Raw genomic sequence first — 15285 nt, forward strand, 5'->3', positions numbered from 1 at the left:
GCACCATGAGCGAGACAACCACGACGCTGCCGGTGGTCGTCGAGAGCGACGGCCGGGCGCTGACCGACCTGATCACGGCCCGGCGCGCCGAGCTGCGGGACACCCTCGTCGCGAGCGGAGGGCTGCTGTTCCGCGGCTTCGACGTGGGCGGCGTGGACGGCTTCGACCAGGCCGTCCGCGCACTGGCCGGCGAGCCGCTGACCTACACCGAGCGCTCCTCGCCCCGGCACTCCATCAAGGGCCGGGTCTACACCTCGACCGACTACCCGCCGGACGAGGAGATCTTCCTGCACAACGAGAACTCGTACCAGGCGCGCTGGCCGCTGACGCTGTTCTTCTACTGCGTCACGCCGCCGCAGACCCAGGGCGCCACGCCGCTGGCCGACGTGCGCCGGGTGTACGAGCTGATCGACCCGGCGGTCCGCGAGGAGTTCGTCCGCCGCCGGTGGATGCTGGTGCGCAACTTCCACGGCGACTTCGGCACCCGCTGGCAGGAGGTGTTCAACACCGAGAGCCGCGCCGAGGTCGAGGCGTACGCGGCTGACAACGGGATCACAGTGGAGTGGGTCGGCAAGGACGGCCTGCGTACCCGCGCGGTCCGCGACGCGGTGCACCACCGGCCCGGCTCGGACACCCCGCGCTGGTTCAACCACGCCACCTTCTTCCACCTCAGCACCCTGCCGGCCGACTACCAGGAGGGGCTGCTGGCCATGTTCGGCGCCGACGGGCTGCCGTCGAACACCTACTACGGCGACGGCGGCGAGATCCCCGCCGACGTCATGGACCACCTGCGCGCCGCCTACCGGGCCGCGACGGTCCGCTTCGACTACCAGCGCGACGACGTGCTGGTGGTGGACAACATGACCGCCGCGCACGGCCGGGAACCGTTCACCGGTCCCCGCAAGATCGCCGTGGCGATGGCCGAGCCGTACACCCCCGAGAACGCAGGAGCGAACTGACATGGCCGAATCCCGATTCCTGGTCGTCCGCAACGACGAGGAGCAGTACTCGATCTGGTCGGCCGACCGGGACCTGCCCGCCGGCTGGCACGACACCGGCTTCGCCGGCAGCCGCGAGGAGTGCCTGGCCCACGTCGACGAGGTCTGGACCGACATGCGTCCCCGCTCGGTGCGCGAGGCCCTCTCATGACGCAGGAGTGGACCTTCCCGGCCTCCTACGCCCAGGAGCGGGTGTGGATGGCCAACCAGCTCGACGCCGGGTCGCCGGTGTTCAACGTGTCCTTCCCGTGGCTGTTTCCGGCCGGCGTGGACGCGGACACGGCCGGCGACGTGGTCAACCGGGTCATCGCCCGGCACGAGGCGCTGCGTACCCACCTGCGGACCGACGACGGCGCGCTGGTGCAGGTCGTGCGCGCCCACGAGCCGGCGCCGCTGCCCGTCACCGACATCACCCACCTGCCGGCCGGTGAGCAGCGGGCCGGGTTCGAGCGCATCCGCGGCGAGATGGCCCGCACACCGATCCCGCTGGACGCGGCGCCGCTGTGGCGGGCCCGGCTGATCCGGATGGAGGAGGGGCTGGCGCTGGCGTTCGTGGTGCACCACGCCGTCTTCGACAGCCACTCGGCGGTGCTGCTCCACGCCGAGCTGGTCGCGTTCTGCGAGGCCGCGCGCACCGGCGCCGAGCCCGCCGTGCCCGAGCTGCCCATCCAGTACGCGGACTTCGCGGTCTGGCAGCGCCAGCAGCTCACCGGCGAGGAGCTGGACCGGCAGCTCGCGTTCTGGACCGGTCACCTGGCCGGGGCGCCGCCGGTCACCGGCCTGCCGCTGGACCGGCCCCGCCCGGCCCAGCTCGGCTTCGCCGGTGACGAGGTGCGCTTCACGCTGCCCGACGGGCTGCTGGACCGCATCGGCGCGCTGGCCACCGGCGCGCAGGCCACCCCGTACATGGTGCTGCTGGCGGGTTTCGCGGCGCTGCTGTCGCGGATCTCCGGCGACGCCGACGTGGTGGTCGGCGTCTCCACCGCGGGCCGGGACAACCCGGAGCTGACGCCGCTGATCGGCATGTTCGTCAACCCGGTGGCGCTGCGCTGCGACGTCTCCGGCGACCCGACGTTCGCGGCGCTGCTGGGCCGCGTCCGCAACGGCCTGATCGACGCCATGGAGCACGGGCAGACACCGTTCCAGAAGATCGTCGAGGCGGTCGACCCGCAGCGTGACCCGTCGGTGCAGCCGATCTTCCAGACCGCGCTGAACTGGATCCCGGACTCCGGCCTCGACCCGGTCGAGCTGGGCACGACGAAGGACGACCTGGCCTTCGACATCACCACCGGCGACTGCCGCCTGGTGTACCGCACCGAGCTGTTCGACCGGGCCACGGCCGAGACCGTGGTCCGCCGCTACGTACGGCTGCTCGCCGCCGCCGTCGCCGAGCCGGAGCGTACGGTCGGCGCGCTGCCGCTGCTCACCGACACCGAGCGGGACCGGGTGCTCGGCGCCTGGAACGACACCGCCCACGACGTGCCGCCGACCACTGTGGTCGACGAGGTGCAGCGGCAGGCCGCCGCCACCCCGGACGCGGCGGCGCTGGTCTGCGACGGCGTGACGCTCGGCTACGGCGAGCTGAACACCGCCGCGAACCGGCTGGCCCGGCTGCTGGTGGCGCGCGGCGCCGGCCCGGAGACCCGGGTCGCGCTGGCGCTGCCCCGCTCCTGCGATCTGGTCGTGGCGATGCTGGCGGTGCTCAAGGCCGGCGCCGCGTACGTGCCGGTGGACACCGCGTATCCGGCCGGCCGGATCGCGTACCTCGTGGAGGACGCCGCGCCCGCGCTGGTGGTGACCGCGCCGGACACGGCCGGCCTGGTGCCCGGCGACGCGCTGGTGCTCGACGGCGAGGTCGGCTCGGACCAGTCCGGCGACGACCTCACCGACGCCGACCGGGTCGCGCCGCTGCGTCCGGAGCACCCGGCGTACGTGCTCCACACCTCCGGCTCCACCGGCCGTCCGAAGGGCGTGGTGGTCGAGCACCGGGCGGTCACCGCGTACCTGGCCTGGGCCCGCGCCACCTACCCGGGGCTGGCCGGGGTGGCGCTGCTGCACTCGCCGGTGTCGTTCGACCTGACCGTCACCGGTCTGCTCGGCACGCTCACCGCCGGCGGCACGGTACGGCTCGCCGCGATCGACGAGCCCGCCGCCCGCGCCGGTGGCCGGCCGGCGTTCCTCAAGGTCACGCCGAGCCACCTGCCGCTGCTCGACGGCGAGCTGTCGCCGACGGTCGACCTGGTGATCGGCGGCGAGGCGCTGACCGGGGAGCAGCTCGCCGTCTGGCGGGCCGCGCACCCCGACGTGGCGGTGATCAACGAGTACGGCCCGACGGAGGCCACAGTGGGCTGCGTCGCGGCCCGCATCGCCCCCGGCGAGCCGGTCCCGGCCGGTCCGGTGCCGATCGGCACGCCCACCTGGAACACCCGGGCGCTGCTGCTCGACGCCGCGCTTCGGCCGGTGCCGCCGGGCGTGGTGGGGGAGCTGTACGTCACCGGCACCCAGCTCGCCCGCGGCTACCACGACCGGCCCGGCCTCACCGCCGAGCGGTTCCTGCCCTGCCCGTACGGCCCGCCCGGCGCCCGGATGTACGCCACCGGCGACCTGGCCCGCTGGCGTGCCGACGGCACGCTGGACTACCTGGGCCGCCGCGACGACCAGGTCAAGGTGCGCGGCATGCGGATCGAGCTGGGCGAGGTCGAGGCGGCGCTGCTGGCCCACCCGGACGTGCGCGCCGCCGCCGCTGCGGTCCGCACCGACGGCGGTGAGCCGACGCTCGTCGGCTACCTGGTGGGCCCGGCCCACGAGGACTCGGTCCGTGCCGAACTCGCCCGCGAACTGCCCGCGCACCTGGTGCCGGCCGCTCTGGTCCGGCTGGACGCGCTGCCGCTCACGCCCAACGGCAAGCTGGACCGCGCCGCGCTGCCCGCCCCGGCGGCGGCCGAGCAGGCCCAGGACAGCTACGTCGCGCCCCGCACCGAGGCCGAGGGTCTGGTCGCCGAGGTGTACGCCGAGATCCTCCAGGTGGAGAAGGTCGGTGCCCTGGACGACTTCTTCGCCCTCGGTGGCAACTCGCTGCGCGGCATGCGGGCGATGGCCCGGATCCGCGCCGAGGTGGACGTCGACCTGCCCATGCGGGCGCTGTTCAGCAGCCCCGTGGTGGCGGAACTGGCCGCCCAGATCGAACAGCGGATCGCCGCCGAAATCGACGGGCTCTCCGACACCGAGGTCGCCGCGCTGCTCGCGGCGGAAGAGGGAACCAACTGATGACCGACCTGAAGGATCCGGCCCGCGAGGCGGCCCGGCAGGCGCTGATCGCCCGACGGCTACGCGCCCGCCAGACCGCCCCCGCGGCCCGGATCACCCCCCGCCCGTCCGGCGCGGAGGTGCCGCTGTCCTACGCCCAGGAGCGGGTCTGGTTCATGGACCAGCTCGCCCCGGGCGAGGCGGCGTACCACATCGCGGTGCCGCTGCGGGTACGCGGGCCACTCGACGTGGACGCGCTGCGCGCCGCCCTGACCGCGCTCGCCGACCGGCACGAGTCGCAGCGCACCCGCTTCCCGGCCGACGCCGACGGCCGTCCCACAGTGGTCGTCGCGGACACCGCCGACGTGCCGCTCACGGTGGTGGAGGCGCCCGACGAGGCCGCCGCGCAGGCGCTCGTCGACGCGGCGGCGGCCGAGCCGTTCGATCTGGCCAACGGGCCGCTGCTGCGGGCCCTGCTGATCCGGCTGACCGCCGACGACCACGTGCTGTTCCTCGCCCAGCACCACATCGTCGGCGACGGCTGGTCGGTGGACGTGCTGCTGCGCGACCTGATCACGCTCTACCGGGGCGGCGAGCCGCCCGCCCTGCCGATCCAGTACGGCGACTTCGCCGTCTGGGAGGCCCAGGAGCTGGACGGCCCGCAGGCCCGGGCGCACGTCGACTACTGGAAGCAGCGGCTGGCCGGCATCACCCCGCTGGAACTGCCGCTGGACCGGCCCCGCCCGGCCACCCAGACCTACCGGGGTGACTTCGTCGAGTTCCAGCTCGACCCGTCCGCCACCGAGGCGCTCAACGCGCTCACCCGGGACAGCGGCGGCACCCTGTTCATGACGCTGCTCGCCGCGTACCAGGTGCTGCTGGCCCGGCACGCCGGCCAGGACGACTTCGCCATCGGCGCGTCGGTGGCCGGCCGGTCCGCGCCGGAGCTGGAGAACGTCGTCGGCATGTTCATCAACATGCTGCCGCTGCGCGCCGACCTGGCCGACGACCCGACGTTCGCCGAGCTGCTGGAGCGCACCCGCCGTACCGTGCTCGACGGGTTCGAGCACGCCGAGGTGCCGTTCGCCAAGGTGGTCCACGAGCTGGGCCTGCCGCGCGACGTCAGCCGCTCCCCGGTGTTCCAGACCATGTTCGTGCTCCAGAACTACGAGATGGGCCGCTTCCGCGGCGTGTCCCGCACCGACGACGTCACGTTCTCCTGGACCCCGATGGAGTTGCAGGCCACCCGGTTCGACTTCGAGCTGCACGCGGTGGAGACCGTCGACGGGCTCTGGGGCAAGCTGGTCTTCAACACCGACCTGTTCGACCGGGCCACAGTGGAGCGCATGGCGCAGCGGTGGACCGCGCTGCTGGACGCCGTCGTCGCCGCGCCGGACACCCCGGTGTCCCGGCTGCCGCTGCTGCCCGCCGCCGAGCGGGACCTGCTGGCCGCCTGGAACGACACCACAGCCGACTTCCCGCGCACCGAGACGCTGCACGGCCCGATCGAGGAGCGCGCCGCGGCCACCCCGGACGCGGTCGCGGTCACCATCGACGGGCACAGCCGCACGTACGCCGAGCTGAACGCGCAGGCCAACCGCGTCGCGCACCGGCTGCGCGCGGCCGGTGTCGGCCCGGAGACCCTGGTCGGCGTCTGCGCGGAACGGTCGGTGGAACTGGTCGCCGGCCTGCTCGGCGTGCTCAAGGCCGGCGGCGCGTACCTGCCGCTGGACCCGGAGTACCCGGCCGACCGGCTCGCGTTCATGGTCGGCGACGCGGACGCGCCTGTGGTGCTCGTTCAGTCGCACCTGCGCGACGTGCTGCCCGACACCGGCGCCACGGTGCTCGAACTCGACGACGCCACGGTCTGGGCCGACCGGCCCGACACCGACCCGGCACCGGCCGCCGGGCCGGAGAACCTGGCGTACGTCATCTACACCTCCGGGTCCACCGGCCGCCCGAAGGGCGTGCCGAACACACACCGGGGCATCGTCAACCGGCTCGACTGGATGCAGAAGACGTACGGCCTCGGCGCCGACGACGCGGTGCTCCAGAAGACCCCGGCCAGCTTCGACGTGTCGGTGTGGGAGTTCTTCTGGCCGCTGCGCACCGGCGCCCGCCTGGTGCTGGCCAAGCCCGGCGGCCACAAGGACGCCGGTTACCTGCGCGACCTGCTGGTGTCCGAGCGGATCACCACCGCCCACTTCGTCCCGTCGATGCTGACCGTCTTCCTCGCCGAGGACGGCGTGGAGGCGGCCACCGCGCTGCGCCGGGTGATCTGCTCCGGTGAGGAGCTGCCGCTGGCCTCGGCCACCGACTTCACCGCCCGGCTGCCCTGGTGCGGCCTGCACAACCTGTACGGCCCGACCGAGGCGGCCATCGACGTGACCGCCTGGGCGTGCGAGCCGGACCGGCTCGCGCAGGTGTCCAGCGTGCCGATCGGCGCGCCGATCGCCAACCTGCGGCTGCACGTGCTCGACCCGTCCGGTGCGCAGTGCCCGGTCGGGGTGGCCGGTGAGCTGCACATCGGCGGTGCCGGGCTGGCCCGCGGCTACCACCGCCGACCCGCGCTGACGGCGGAGAAGTTCGTCCCCGACCCGTTCTCCGCCGAGCCGGGCGCCCGTCTCTACCGCACCGGCGACCTGGCCCGCTGGGTCGTCGGCCCGGACGGCGCCGGGGTGATCGAGTTCCTGGGCCGCATCGACCACCAGGTCAAGCTGCGCGGTCTGCGCATCGAGCTGGGCGAGATCGAGAGCGCGCTGCGCGATCAGCCGGGCGTCACCGAGGCGACGGTGATCGTCCGCGAGGACAGCCCGGGCGACAAGCGGCTCACCGCGTACCTGGTCGGGGAGGCCGAGCACGCCGCGCTGAAGGCGGCGCTGAAGGACACGCTGCCCGAGTACATGGTGCCAGCCGCGTTCGTCACGCTCGACGCGCTGCCGCTGACCCCCAACGGCAAGCTGGACCGCAAGGCGCTGCCCGCGCCGGTGGTCACCCGCGAGGCGTCGGTGGCGCTCGTGGAGCCGCGCGACGACACCGAGCGGGCGCTCGCCGCGATCTGGTCCGAGGTGCTGGGCGTGGACACGCTCGGCATCGACGACGACTTCTTCGACCTGGGCGGGCACTCGATGCTCGCCACCCAGGTCGTCGCCAAGATCCGCAAGGCGGAGCTGGGCGGCCGGGCGGTCGGCGTGATGGACCTGTTCCAGCAGCGCACCATCCGCGACCTCGCCGCGTTCATCTCCGGCGACGCCGCGCAGGAAGGGCCACGCCGGCTGCTCTACGAGCTGACCAAGCCGATCCCGGCGGGTAAGCGGGTGCTGACGTACGTCTGCGTCCCGTACGGCGGCGGCAGCGCCATCGTCTACCAGCCGCTGGCCGACGCGCTGCCGGCCGGGTACGGGCTGTGGTCGCTGGCGATCCCCGGCCACGACGTGGGTCTGAGCGAGGACGCGCTGCCGTTCGACGAGCTGACCAGCCGGGTGGCCGACGAGATCCTGGAGCGGGTCGAGGGGCCGATCGCCCTGTACGGCCACTGCGGCGTGGGCAGCGCCATCCTCGCCGACGTGGCCCGCAAGGTCGAGGCGGCCGGCCGGGAGCTGGAGGCCGTCTACATCGGCGCCATGTTCCCGTTCGCCCGCCCGAAGGGCGTGATCGCGGCGCTCCGCGACCGCCTCGAGCGGCTCAGCAGCAACAGGCACTCCGCGAGCTGGCTCAAGTCGATGGGTGTGGACACCGACGAGCTGGACCCGGAGCAGGCCGACCGGATCATCAGCAACATGCGGGCCGACTCCCGCGCCTCGGAGGAGTACTTCACCCGGCTGCTGGACCAGCAGGCGGCGAAGCTCCGGACGCCGATCATCTCGGTGGTCGGCTCCGAGGACCCGGTGACCGACTACTACCGCGAGCGGTACGCCGAGTGGCAGTTCCTCAGCGACACGCTCGGCCTCGTCGTCCTCGACCAGGCCGGGCACTTCTTCCTCAAGTACCGCGCCGAGGAACTGGCCGAGATCGTCACGCAGGTGCACCCGGCGGTGGTCGCCGGTGACGTCAGCGCGCTGACGCCGGAGGCCCGGGGTGAGGACGCCGGCTGGGTGGTGGCCGACACGCTGCGGGTGGGCGAGGACCGCAAGCCCACCAAGACGGTCAAGCCGAGCATGGGCCGGTTCATGGCCATCACGACCGGTCAGCTCATCTCCAGCACCGGTTCCGCGCTGACCGCGTTCGCGCTGCCGATCTGGCTGTTCAACCGCACCGGCTCGGTGGCGAACCTCGGCCTGCTCTGGGCGCTCGCGCTGATCTGCGGCGTGCTCATGCTGCCGGTGGCCGGCGCGCTTGTCGACCGGGTCAGCCGGCGCCGGATCATGATGACGGCGAGCTGCTTCGCCGGGTCCGTCCAGCTCGTGCTGGCGGCCCTGTTGTGGACCGACAACCTGGTGCTCTGGCACATCTACATGCTGGTGGCGCTCAGTTCGGTGGCCGGTTCGTTCCAGCGGATCGCGTTCCAGTCGGCGGTGCCGCAGCTGGTGCCCAAGCGCTACCTCGGGCACGCCATGGGCATCACCCAGCTGTCCACCGGTGTGGCCACGCTGCTCATGCCGGCGTTCGCGGCCGGCCTGCTCGCCACCATCGAGCTGAAGGGCATCCTGCTGGTCGACGTGGCCAGCTACGTGTTCGCGGTGCTCACCCTCGCCGTGGTCCGCTTCCCGGACGCGCTGGGCTGGCGGCCCCGGGAACGGCTGCTGGTGGCCATCGCCAACGGCATGCGCTACTCGTGGCGGCACCGCGGGTTCCGGCTGATGCTCGGCTACTTCGCGCTGGGCAACATCTTCCTGGCGCCCGCGCTGGTGCTCATCACGCCGCTGGTGCTGTCGTTCGGCAGCCCGACCCAGGTGGCGCAGGTGGCGCTGGCCGAGGCGGTCGGCGCGGTGCTCGGCGGCGTGCTGATGTCGCTGTGGGGCGGTCCGCGCAAGCGCCGGATGATCGGCGTGCTGATCGGCAACCTGGGCACCGCGATCGGCTGCGTGCTGATCGGCCTGGACGCGTCGGTGGCGATGATCTGCGTCGGCTTCTGCTGGCTGGCCATGTCGATGACCACCGCGCAGTCGATCTACGCGACGATCGTCCAGGTGAAGGTGCCGCAGCGCTTCCACGGCCGGGTGTTCAGCCTCAACCAGACCATCTCCTGGTCGACGCTGCCGATCGGGTTCGCGCTGCTCGCGCCCGGCGCCACCGCGCTGTTCGAGCCGATGCTCGCACCCGGTGGGGCGCTGGCCGGTTCGGTGGGCGCGGTGATCGGCACCGGACCGGGCCGGGGCATCGGTTTCGCGTACATCTGCTTCGGCGCGGCGCTGATCCTCATCACGCTGGGCGGGTTCGCGATCCGGCTGCTGCGCCGGTTCGACCTGGAGGTGGAGGACTCCCTGCCGGACGACCTGATCGGCGCCCAGGAGCGTGAGAAGCGCCTGGCCGCCAAGGCCGAGAAGAAGGAACTCGTCTCGGTCTGACCCCGCCTCCCATCAGGTTGATCAAGGAATTCGCGTCGGTTCCGGGCTTCCGGCCGGCGCGAACTCCTTGATCACCGGGGCTAGCATCGGTGCGATGAGCGAGGACGTCACCGACGCGCTGTTGCGGGAGATGGGGCGCCTCGATCCGTGCGCCGCAGTGGTCGAGGCCGGTGAGCAGGACGCCGACGGCCTCACCGACTACAGCCCGGACGGTCACCAGGCCCGCGCCGACCTCGCCGCCCGCGCCCTGCGCCGGATCGAGGCGCTGCCCGCGACCCCGCTGTACGCCCACCTCGCCGAACGGCTGCGCGCCCGGATCGCCTTCCACGACGCCGGGGAGGACCTGCGGGAACTGCACGCCGCGGCCACCGGCCCGCTCCAGCTCATCCGGCAGTGCGTCGAGTCCGCCGTACCGGGCCGCGACGCCGGGCACGCGGCCTCCGAGGACGGCTGGGCCCGCGTCGGCGCGCGCCAGGCCGCGATCCCGGCCGCACTCGACGGGTACGCCCGGAGCCTCGTGCTCGCCGCAGCGCGCGGTCATCTGCCGGCCCGGCGTCAGGTGGAGCTGGTGACGCAGCGCTGCCGCGCCTGGATCGACGACGACATCGCCCTGGTGGAGCGGTACGGCGACGGCCCGCAGCGCGCCTCGTTGCAGGCGGCGGTCGAGGGCTCGCGGGAGGCGTACCGGAGATTCGCCGCGACGCTCACCGCGGACCTCGCGCCCCGGGCGCACGACGACGAGGCCTTCGGCCCGGCGCGGTACGCCCTCTGGGTGCGGGCCTTCCTCGGCGCGGAACCGGACCTGCGCGAGCTGTACGCGTGGGGCTGGGACGAGTTCACCGCGATCGAGGCGGAACTGGTCGCCGAGGCGAGAACCCTGGGCGGCACCGTGCCCGAGGTGCGGGACCGGCTCGACCGTCCCGACGCGCCCGGCGTCCTGCGCGGCCGGGACGCGTTCGCCGCCTGGCTCCAGGAGCTGCTGGAGGCCACCACCGAGCGGATGCACGGCACGCACTTCGACATCCCGGCGCCGCTGCGGCGCATCGAGTCACGGGTCACCACGTCGGGCGGCACCGCCTACATCGGGCCGTCGCGGGACCTGACCCGGCCGGGCCGGGTCTCGTGGCTGCTGCCCGAGGGCCGGGAGCACTTCTCCACCTGGTGGGCGTACAGCACCGTGTACCACGAGGGCGTCCCCGGCCACCACCTGCACCTCGGCTCGGAGGCGTGCCGGGGCGGCCCCGGTCAGCGGCTGAACCTGCTCGGCGGGCTCTCCGGCGCCCAGGAGGGCTGGGCCCTGTACGCCGAGCGGTTCATGGACGAGCTGGGACTCTACGAGCAGCCGGGCGCCCGGCTGGGACACCTGTTCATGCAGTTGCTGCGGGCGGCCCGGGTGGTGCTCGACATCGGCCTGCACCTGAAGCTGCCGATGCCCTCCGGCGGCGGCGCGCGGTGGACGCCGGACGCCGCGCTGGACCTGCTGCGCGAGCGCTGCCACCAGGGCCCGTACGCGCCACTGGAACTGGCCCGCTACCTGGGCCGGCCCGGGCAGGCGCTGACCTACAAGGTGGGGGAGCGGGTGTGGCGGGACGGCCGCGCGGTGTTCCCCGGCGACCGGCGCGCGTTCCACAACCGGGCGCTGGAACTCGGCTCGCTGGGACTGGACCAGCTCACGAGCGCGCTCGCCGCCTATCCGGCCTCGTCGGCGGGCAGCTCCTCCGGGTCGGCCACCCAGGCGGAGTAGACAGGCAGCGCGTGCCACGGCCCACCGGCCGGGTCGGTGGTCACCGCGACCACCGCGTACGGGTGACCGAACCGCAGCTCGGCGACGCGGGCGACACCCTCGGGCGGCAGGCCGGCCACCATGCCGAACGCGGTCACCGCGGCGGCCTCGAAACCGTAGCGCCCGAACCGGGCCACCGCGGACTGCGCTGCGTCGAACCCCGGCCCGGCCAGGCCCAGCAGCTCGCCGAGCGCCCGGGCCGCCGCGTCGAAGCCGAACCCGGGTGCGGTCAGGTCGTGCCGGCTGCGCGCCGACCAGCAGGGCAGCACCGCCGTGGCGCGTTCCTCCCGGCCGTCCGGGGCGAACGTGTTGACCGGCTTCTCCCGCAGCGTCCACAGCGGCGTCTCGCCCAGCGGCAGGTCGAACAGTGACAGGCGGCCCGGCACGGAGTCCGGGATGAGCGCGGCGGCGCTCGCCAGCTCCTGCGCGGCGGCCAGCACGTCGGCCGCGGGCACCTCGGGCGCGGCGGCCACCGACACCACGAGCATCCCCGCGCCGTCGTCGCCGGTGCGGGCCGGCACCGCGTGCACCGCCACGTCACCGGCCCGGTCGGTGGCCGCCACCCAGCAGCGGTGCCCGAACGGCGGTGTCCGCAGCACCCGGCTCAGCCGCCCGGCCCAGGCGCTGCCCGCGCCCAGATCCGTGCCCGGGGCCGTGTCGAACGGGTCGGCCCACGACACCCGGGTCGCGAGCGCGCTGGCCAGGACCAGCAGGGTGTCCGGGGCGACGTCGACCGGGAAGCGGTCGATCAGCCCGCCGGTACGCTCCCGGGCCCAGGCGTCCAGCGCCGCCTGGTCCGGCAGCGGACCGCGTTCGGTGTTCTCCGGCAGGGCGGCCCGCCACGCGGCCAGCTCGTCGGCCGGGGTGCGCTCCCACAGCGCGGTGGCGGCGGCGACCATCGGGTGCGGCGCGGCGAGCAGCGCCCGGGCCTCGGCGGCGGCGTCGTCCGGGTCGGCGTCGAGCGCCTCGGTCAGCGCCGCGCGGGCGTCGCCGGTGGCGGCCGGGCCGGCCAGCGCCAGCAGCAGCCAGGCGCCCAGCGGGGAGGCGACGTGGTGGGTGTCACCGGCGGCGCGATGCAGCCGATCGGCGTAACGGGCCAGGGGTGCGCGCAGAGGAGTCACGGCTCCACTCTGCCCGCCGCCGCGCCCGGTGGCACGCCCCGGTCACGACCACAGTTCGAACGGCTCGTCGATCTCCTTCCCGGCCAGGAACGCCGGCAGCAGCTCGGGCAGCCGCCCGGGATAGCAGCGCGGCCGCTCGGCGAGCACCTCGGCCAGCGGCCACCAGCGGAACCCGAAGTAGTCCTCCACCTCGTAGTCCAGCCGCAGCGCCTCGTCCACGTCCGGCCCGGGGCCGGGCAGCCGTACCGTCACCACCACCTCGTCCTGGAGGTGGCGGCGCTGCCGGTGCCGGAAGCTGGCCCGCCGCCGCCACGTCGGCGCGCCCACCTCGTCCGGGCCGATCGCGATACCTGTCTCCTCGCGCAGCTCGCGTACCGCCGCCTCCCGGTACGTCTCGCCCGGGTCCAGGCCGCCGCCGGGCAGCTCCCACCACACGCCGAGGTCCGGATGGTCCGGGTCGCGGGTGTGGAACAGCAGCAGGCGGTCGGCGGCGTCGAGCACCACCAGCCGCACCGCGCTGCGCTCGAACAGCGGCAGATCGTCGGGCAACTCCACGCCCCCAGCGTAAGGAAGGGCCCCTTCTTAACGCCTCCGGTAGTAGAAGGGCCCCTTATTAACAGCGCGCCTCGCGAGGCGCCCCGCCCGGCGGCACCGGCGGTGAACGCGGCGCGGATCTGGTGGCGGGGCACCGTCACCGGCGCATGATGGCATCGCGTACCCGGCCTGGCGACCCGATTCCCGGGCGGTCGCACCCCGGCCGCTAGGCTGCCCGCCGTGGCAGGTCTGTTGAAGAACGTGGCGTCGCGGCTCGGCCGGATCACCCGGGTCGTGCCCGCCCCGGCCCGCACCGGCGGGCCGATCCCGGCGCAGGTCGCGCGCCGCCGCCAGGTCAGCGCGTTGCAGCGCCGCGAGTTGTCGTACGCCCCGGAGCCGGACGGGCAGGCCGACCCGGGCGAGATCGTGTGGACCTGGGTGCCCTACGAGGACGATCCCCGCCAGGGCAAGGACCGTCCGGTGCTGGTGGTGGGGCGGCACAGCCGCACGCTGTTCGGGCTGATGCTGTCCAGCCAGAGCGACCGGGACGGCCAGCGGCACTGGCTGGCGCTCGGCCCGGGGGAGTGGGACCGGGACAGTCGGCCGAGCTGGGTACGCCTGGACCGGGTGCTCACCATGCGCGAGGACAGCATCCGCCGCGAGGGTGCGGTGCTGGACCGGCCGCGGTTCGACCGGGTCGGGCAGGCGTTGCGCGCCGGCTACGGCTGGCGCTGACCCACCGGACGGAGCCCGCCCCGGCACCCCGCGACGAGCTGGGGCAGGCAAGGCGGACCGGGCCCAGCGGTCCGCGACGGACGTGCCGCCCAGCACCCCGCGACGAGCTGGGGCAGGCAAGGCGGACCGTGCCCGGCACCCCGCGACGAGCTAACGGACGAGCCGGACTCAGCACTCCGCGACGAGCTGGCGGGCCGGACGGGCGGCGCCGAGCGTCTTCGCCTCGTACATGGCCGCGTCGGCGCGGCAGAGCGCGTCGGTGAGCTGGGTGGGGCAGTGCACCGGCGCGAGCCCGACCGAGGCGGTGACCTGGATGCTGCGCGCGCCCAGCGGGATCGGCGCGGCGAGCGCCTCGCAGAGCCGCCGGGTGGCGTGCTCGATCCACCGGCGGTCCGCGGTCGGGCTGGCCAGCAGACCGGCGAACTCGTCGCCGCCGAGCCGGGCCACCAGGTTGGGGCCGGCGAACGCGGCGAGCCGCTGCGCCACGCTGACCAGCACCTGGTCTCCGGCGGCGTGCCCGTAGCGGTCGTTGACCTGCTTGAAGTTGTCCAGGTCGAGCACCACCGCGACGAGTGGCTGCCCGGCGGGGTCGGTGAGCAGGGCGGCGGCCAGCCGGAAGAACGCGCGGCGGTTCGGCAGCCCGGTGAGCGGATCGTGGCTGGCGGCGTGCCGCTCGGCGGCCAGCTCGGCCTGGAGCAGCTCGATCTCGGCTTCGGCGCGCAGCGCGCGGCGGCGTAACTGCCAGGCGGAGACGAGCGCGCCCGCCGCGGAGATGCCGGAGGCGATGGTCATCGGATCCGCCAACGCGTCCTCCTCACCGCAGTCCCGAAGCCGCGCGGAGCGGCGTCCCGGGGCCGGGCTCGGGTCACCGTGCGTGAACGAACCGGCACACCGTATTTCGGTTATCATGCTCTCTGTCCATTGCAGATGCAATAGCAGATGCACGTGCATCTCACTCCTCAGTCGACAGACGTCGCCACCCACCGCTCCTCCCGCGGCCTCGGCTGGCTCATCCCGAAGGACGCCCATGCAGCAACCCCCGAACGGCGTGCCCGTGACCGAGTTGCCACCGATGCGCTGGTTGAAGAGCCGCCGCAGCAACCCCAGCGGCAACTGCGTCGAACTGGCCGAGTTGCCCGGCGGTGGTGGCATCGCGGTCCGCAACTCCCGGCACCCCGAGGGTCCGGCACTGATCTACACAGTGGACGAGATCGCCGCGTTCGTGCTCGGCGCCCGGGACGGCGACTTCGACCACCTGATCCCGCCGTCCCGTACACGGGACTGACTCCGTCCGTCCGGAGGAGTTCACCTCACTGTCGGTTCATGGCATGCTTACTCGTCGGTCCGGGAGGGTGCCCGGC

10 protein-coding genes are annotated in these 15285 nt (G+C 73.9%); 7 read left to right on the forward strand and 3 right to left on the reverse strand.

Annotated elements, in window-relative coordinates:
* Positions 1–5: 5 nt before the first annotated feature.
* From IF06_RS0104085 to IF06_RS0104105, 5 genes are all read left to right on the forward strand, one after another.
* Positions 6–959 carry a TauD/TfdA family dioxygenase gene (locus tag IF06_RS0104085; protein WP_013285949.1) on the forward strand — a complete coding sequence of 318 codons (954 nt, stop codon included), beginning with the start codon at positions 6–8 and terminating at the stop codon, positions 957–959.
* 1 nt (position 960) lies between these two features.
* A complete protein-coding gene (locus tag IF06_RS0104090; RefSeq protein ID WP_013477061.1) occupies positions 961–1149 on the forward strand; it encodes an MbtH family protein in 189 nt (62 codons plus the stop codon).
* Positions 1146–4265 carry a non-ribosomal peptide synthetase gene (locus tag IF06_RS0104095; protein ID WP_030269095.1) on the forward strand — a complete coding sequence of 1040 codons (3120 nt, stop codon included), beginning with the start codon at positions 1146–1148 and terminating at the stop codon, positions 4263–4265. Before IF06_RS0104090 ends, IF06_RS0104095 begins: the two co-directional genes overlap by 4 nt.
* Positions 4265–9751, forward strand: a complete 5487-nt coding sequence (locus tag IF06_RS0104100) for a non-ribosomal peptide synthetase/MFS transporter (RefSeq protein ID WP_030269097.1) — start codon at positions 4265–4267, stop codon at positions 9749–9751. The genes IF06_RS0104095 and IF06_RS0104100 overlap by 1 nt, the downstream gene beginning before the upstream one ends.
* A gap of 94 nt (positions 9752–9845) precedes the next feature.
* A complete protein-coding gene (locus IF06_RS0104105; protein WP_052166124.1) occupies positions 9846–11495 on the forward strand; it encodes a DUF885 domain-containing protein in 1650 nt (549 codons plus the stop codon).
* Here IF06_RS0104105 and IF06_RS0104110 read toward each other — a convergent pair.
* Positions 11441–12655, reverse strand: a complete 1215-nt coding sequence (locus IF06_RS0104110) for a hypothetical protein (RefSeq protein ID WP_013285953.1) — start codon at positions 12653–12655, stop codon at positions 11441–11443. The two genes, IF06_RS0104105 and IF06_RS0104110, sit on opposite strands and share 55 nt — an antisense overlap.
* A 42-nt stretch (positions 12656–12697) precedes the next feature.
* The gene (locus tag IF06_RS0104115; RefSeq protein ID WP_013285954.1) at positions 12698–13210 is read right to left on the reverse strand and encodes an NUDIX hydrolase; all 513 of its coding nucleotides are present in this window, start codon (positions 13208–13210) and stop codon (positions 12698–12700) included.
* A 219-nt stretch (positions 13211–13429) separates the two neighbouring features.
* Between IF06_RS0104115 and IF06_RS0104120 the strand changes: the two genes are divergently transcribed.
* Positions 13430–13924, forward strand: a complete 495-nt coding sequence (locus tag IF06_RS0104120; protein ID WP_013285956.1) for a type II toxin-antitoxin system PemK/MazF family toxin — start codon at positions 13430–13432, stop codon at positions 13922–13924.
* A 168-nt stretch (positions 13925–14092) separates the two neighbouring features.
* On the opposite strand, the gene IF06_RS0104125 is transcribed toward IF06_RS0104120, so the two are convergent.
* Positions 14093–14728: a GGDEF domain-containing protein gene (locus IF06_RS0104125; RefSeq protein WP_030269102.1), complete on the reverse strand. Its 636-nt coding sequence runs from the start codon at positions 14726–14728 to the stop codon at positions 14093–14095.
* A 223-nt stretch (positions 14729–14951) separates the two neighbouring features.
* Between IF06_RS0104125 and IF06_RS0104130 the strand changes: the two genes are divergently transcribed.
* Positions 14952–15209 carry a DUF397 domain-containing protein gene (locus IF06_RS0104130; protein ID WP_013285958.1) on the forward strand — a complete coding sequence of 86 codons (258 nt, stop codon included), beginning with the start codon at positions 14952–14954 and terminating at the stop codon, positions 15207–15209.
* The last annotated feature ends 76 nt before the right edge of the window (positions 15210–15285 follow it).

It is taken from the genome of Micromonospora globosa (assembly GCF_000717585.1).
Taxonomy (GTDB): domain Bacteria; phylum Actinomycetota; class Actinomycetes; order Mycobacteriales; family Micromonosporaceae; genus Micromonospora; species Micromonospora aurantiaca.

Bases quoted from the DNA above. Each gene is read 5' to 3' on its own strand.
- IF06_RS0104105 (WP_052166124.1), top strand. From the start codon at position 9,846: ATGAGCGAGGACGTCACCGACGCGCTGTTGCGGGAGATGGGGCGCCTC.
- IF06_RS0104130 (WP_013285958.1), top strand. From the start codon at position 14,952: ATGCAGCAACCCCCGAACGGCGTGCCCGTGACCGAGTTGCCACCGATG.
- IF06_RS0104085 (WP_013285949.1), top strand. From the start codon at position 6: ATGAGCGAGACAACCACGACGCTGCCGGTGGTCGTCGAGAGCGACGGC.
- IF06_RS0104100 (WP_030269097.1), top strand. From the start codon at position 4,265: ATGACCGACCTGAAGGATCCGGCCCGCGAGGCGGCCCGGCAGGCGCTG.
- IF06_RS0104095 (WP_030269095.1), top strand. From the start codon at position 1,146: ATGACGCAGGAGTGGACCTTCCCGGCCTCCTACGCCCAGGAGCGGGTG.
- IF06_RS0104090 (WP_013477061.1), top strand. From the start codon at position 961: ATGGCCGAATCCCGATTCCTGGTCGTCCGCAACGACGAGGAGCAGTAC.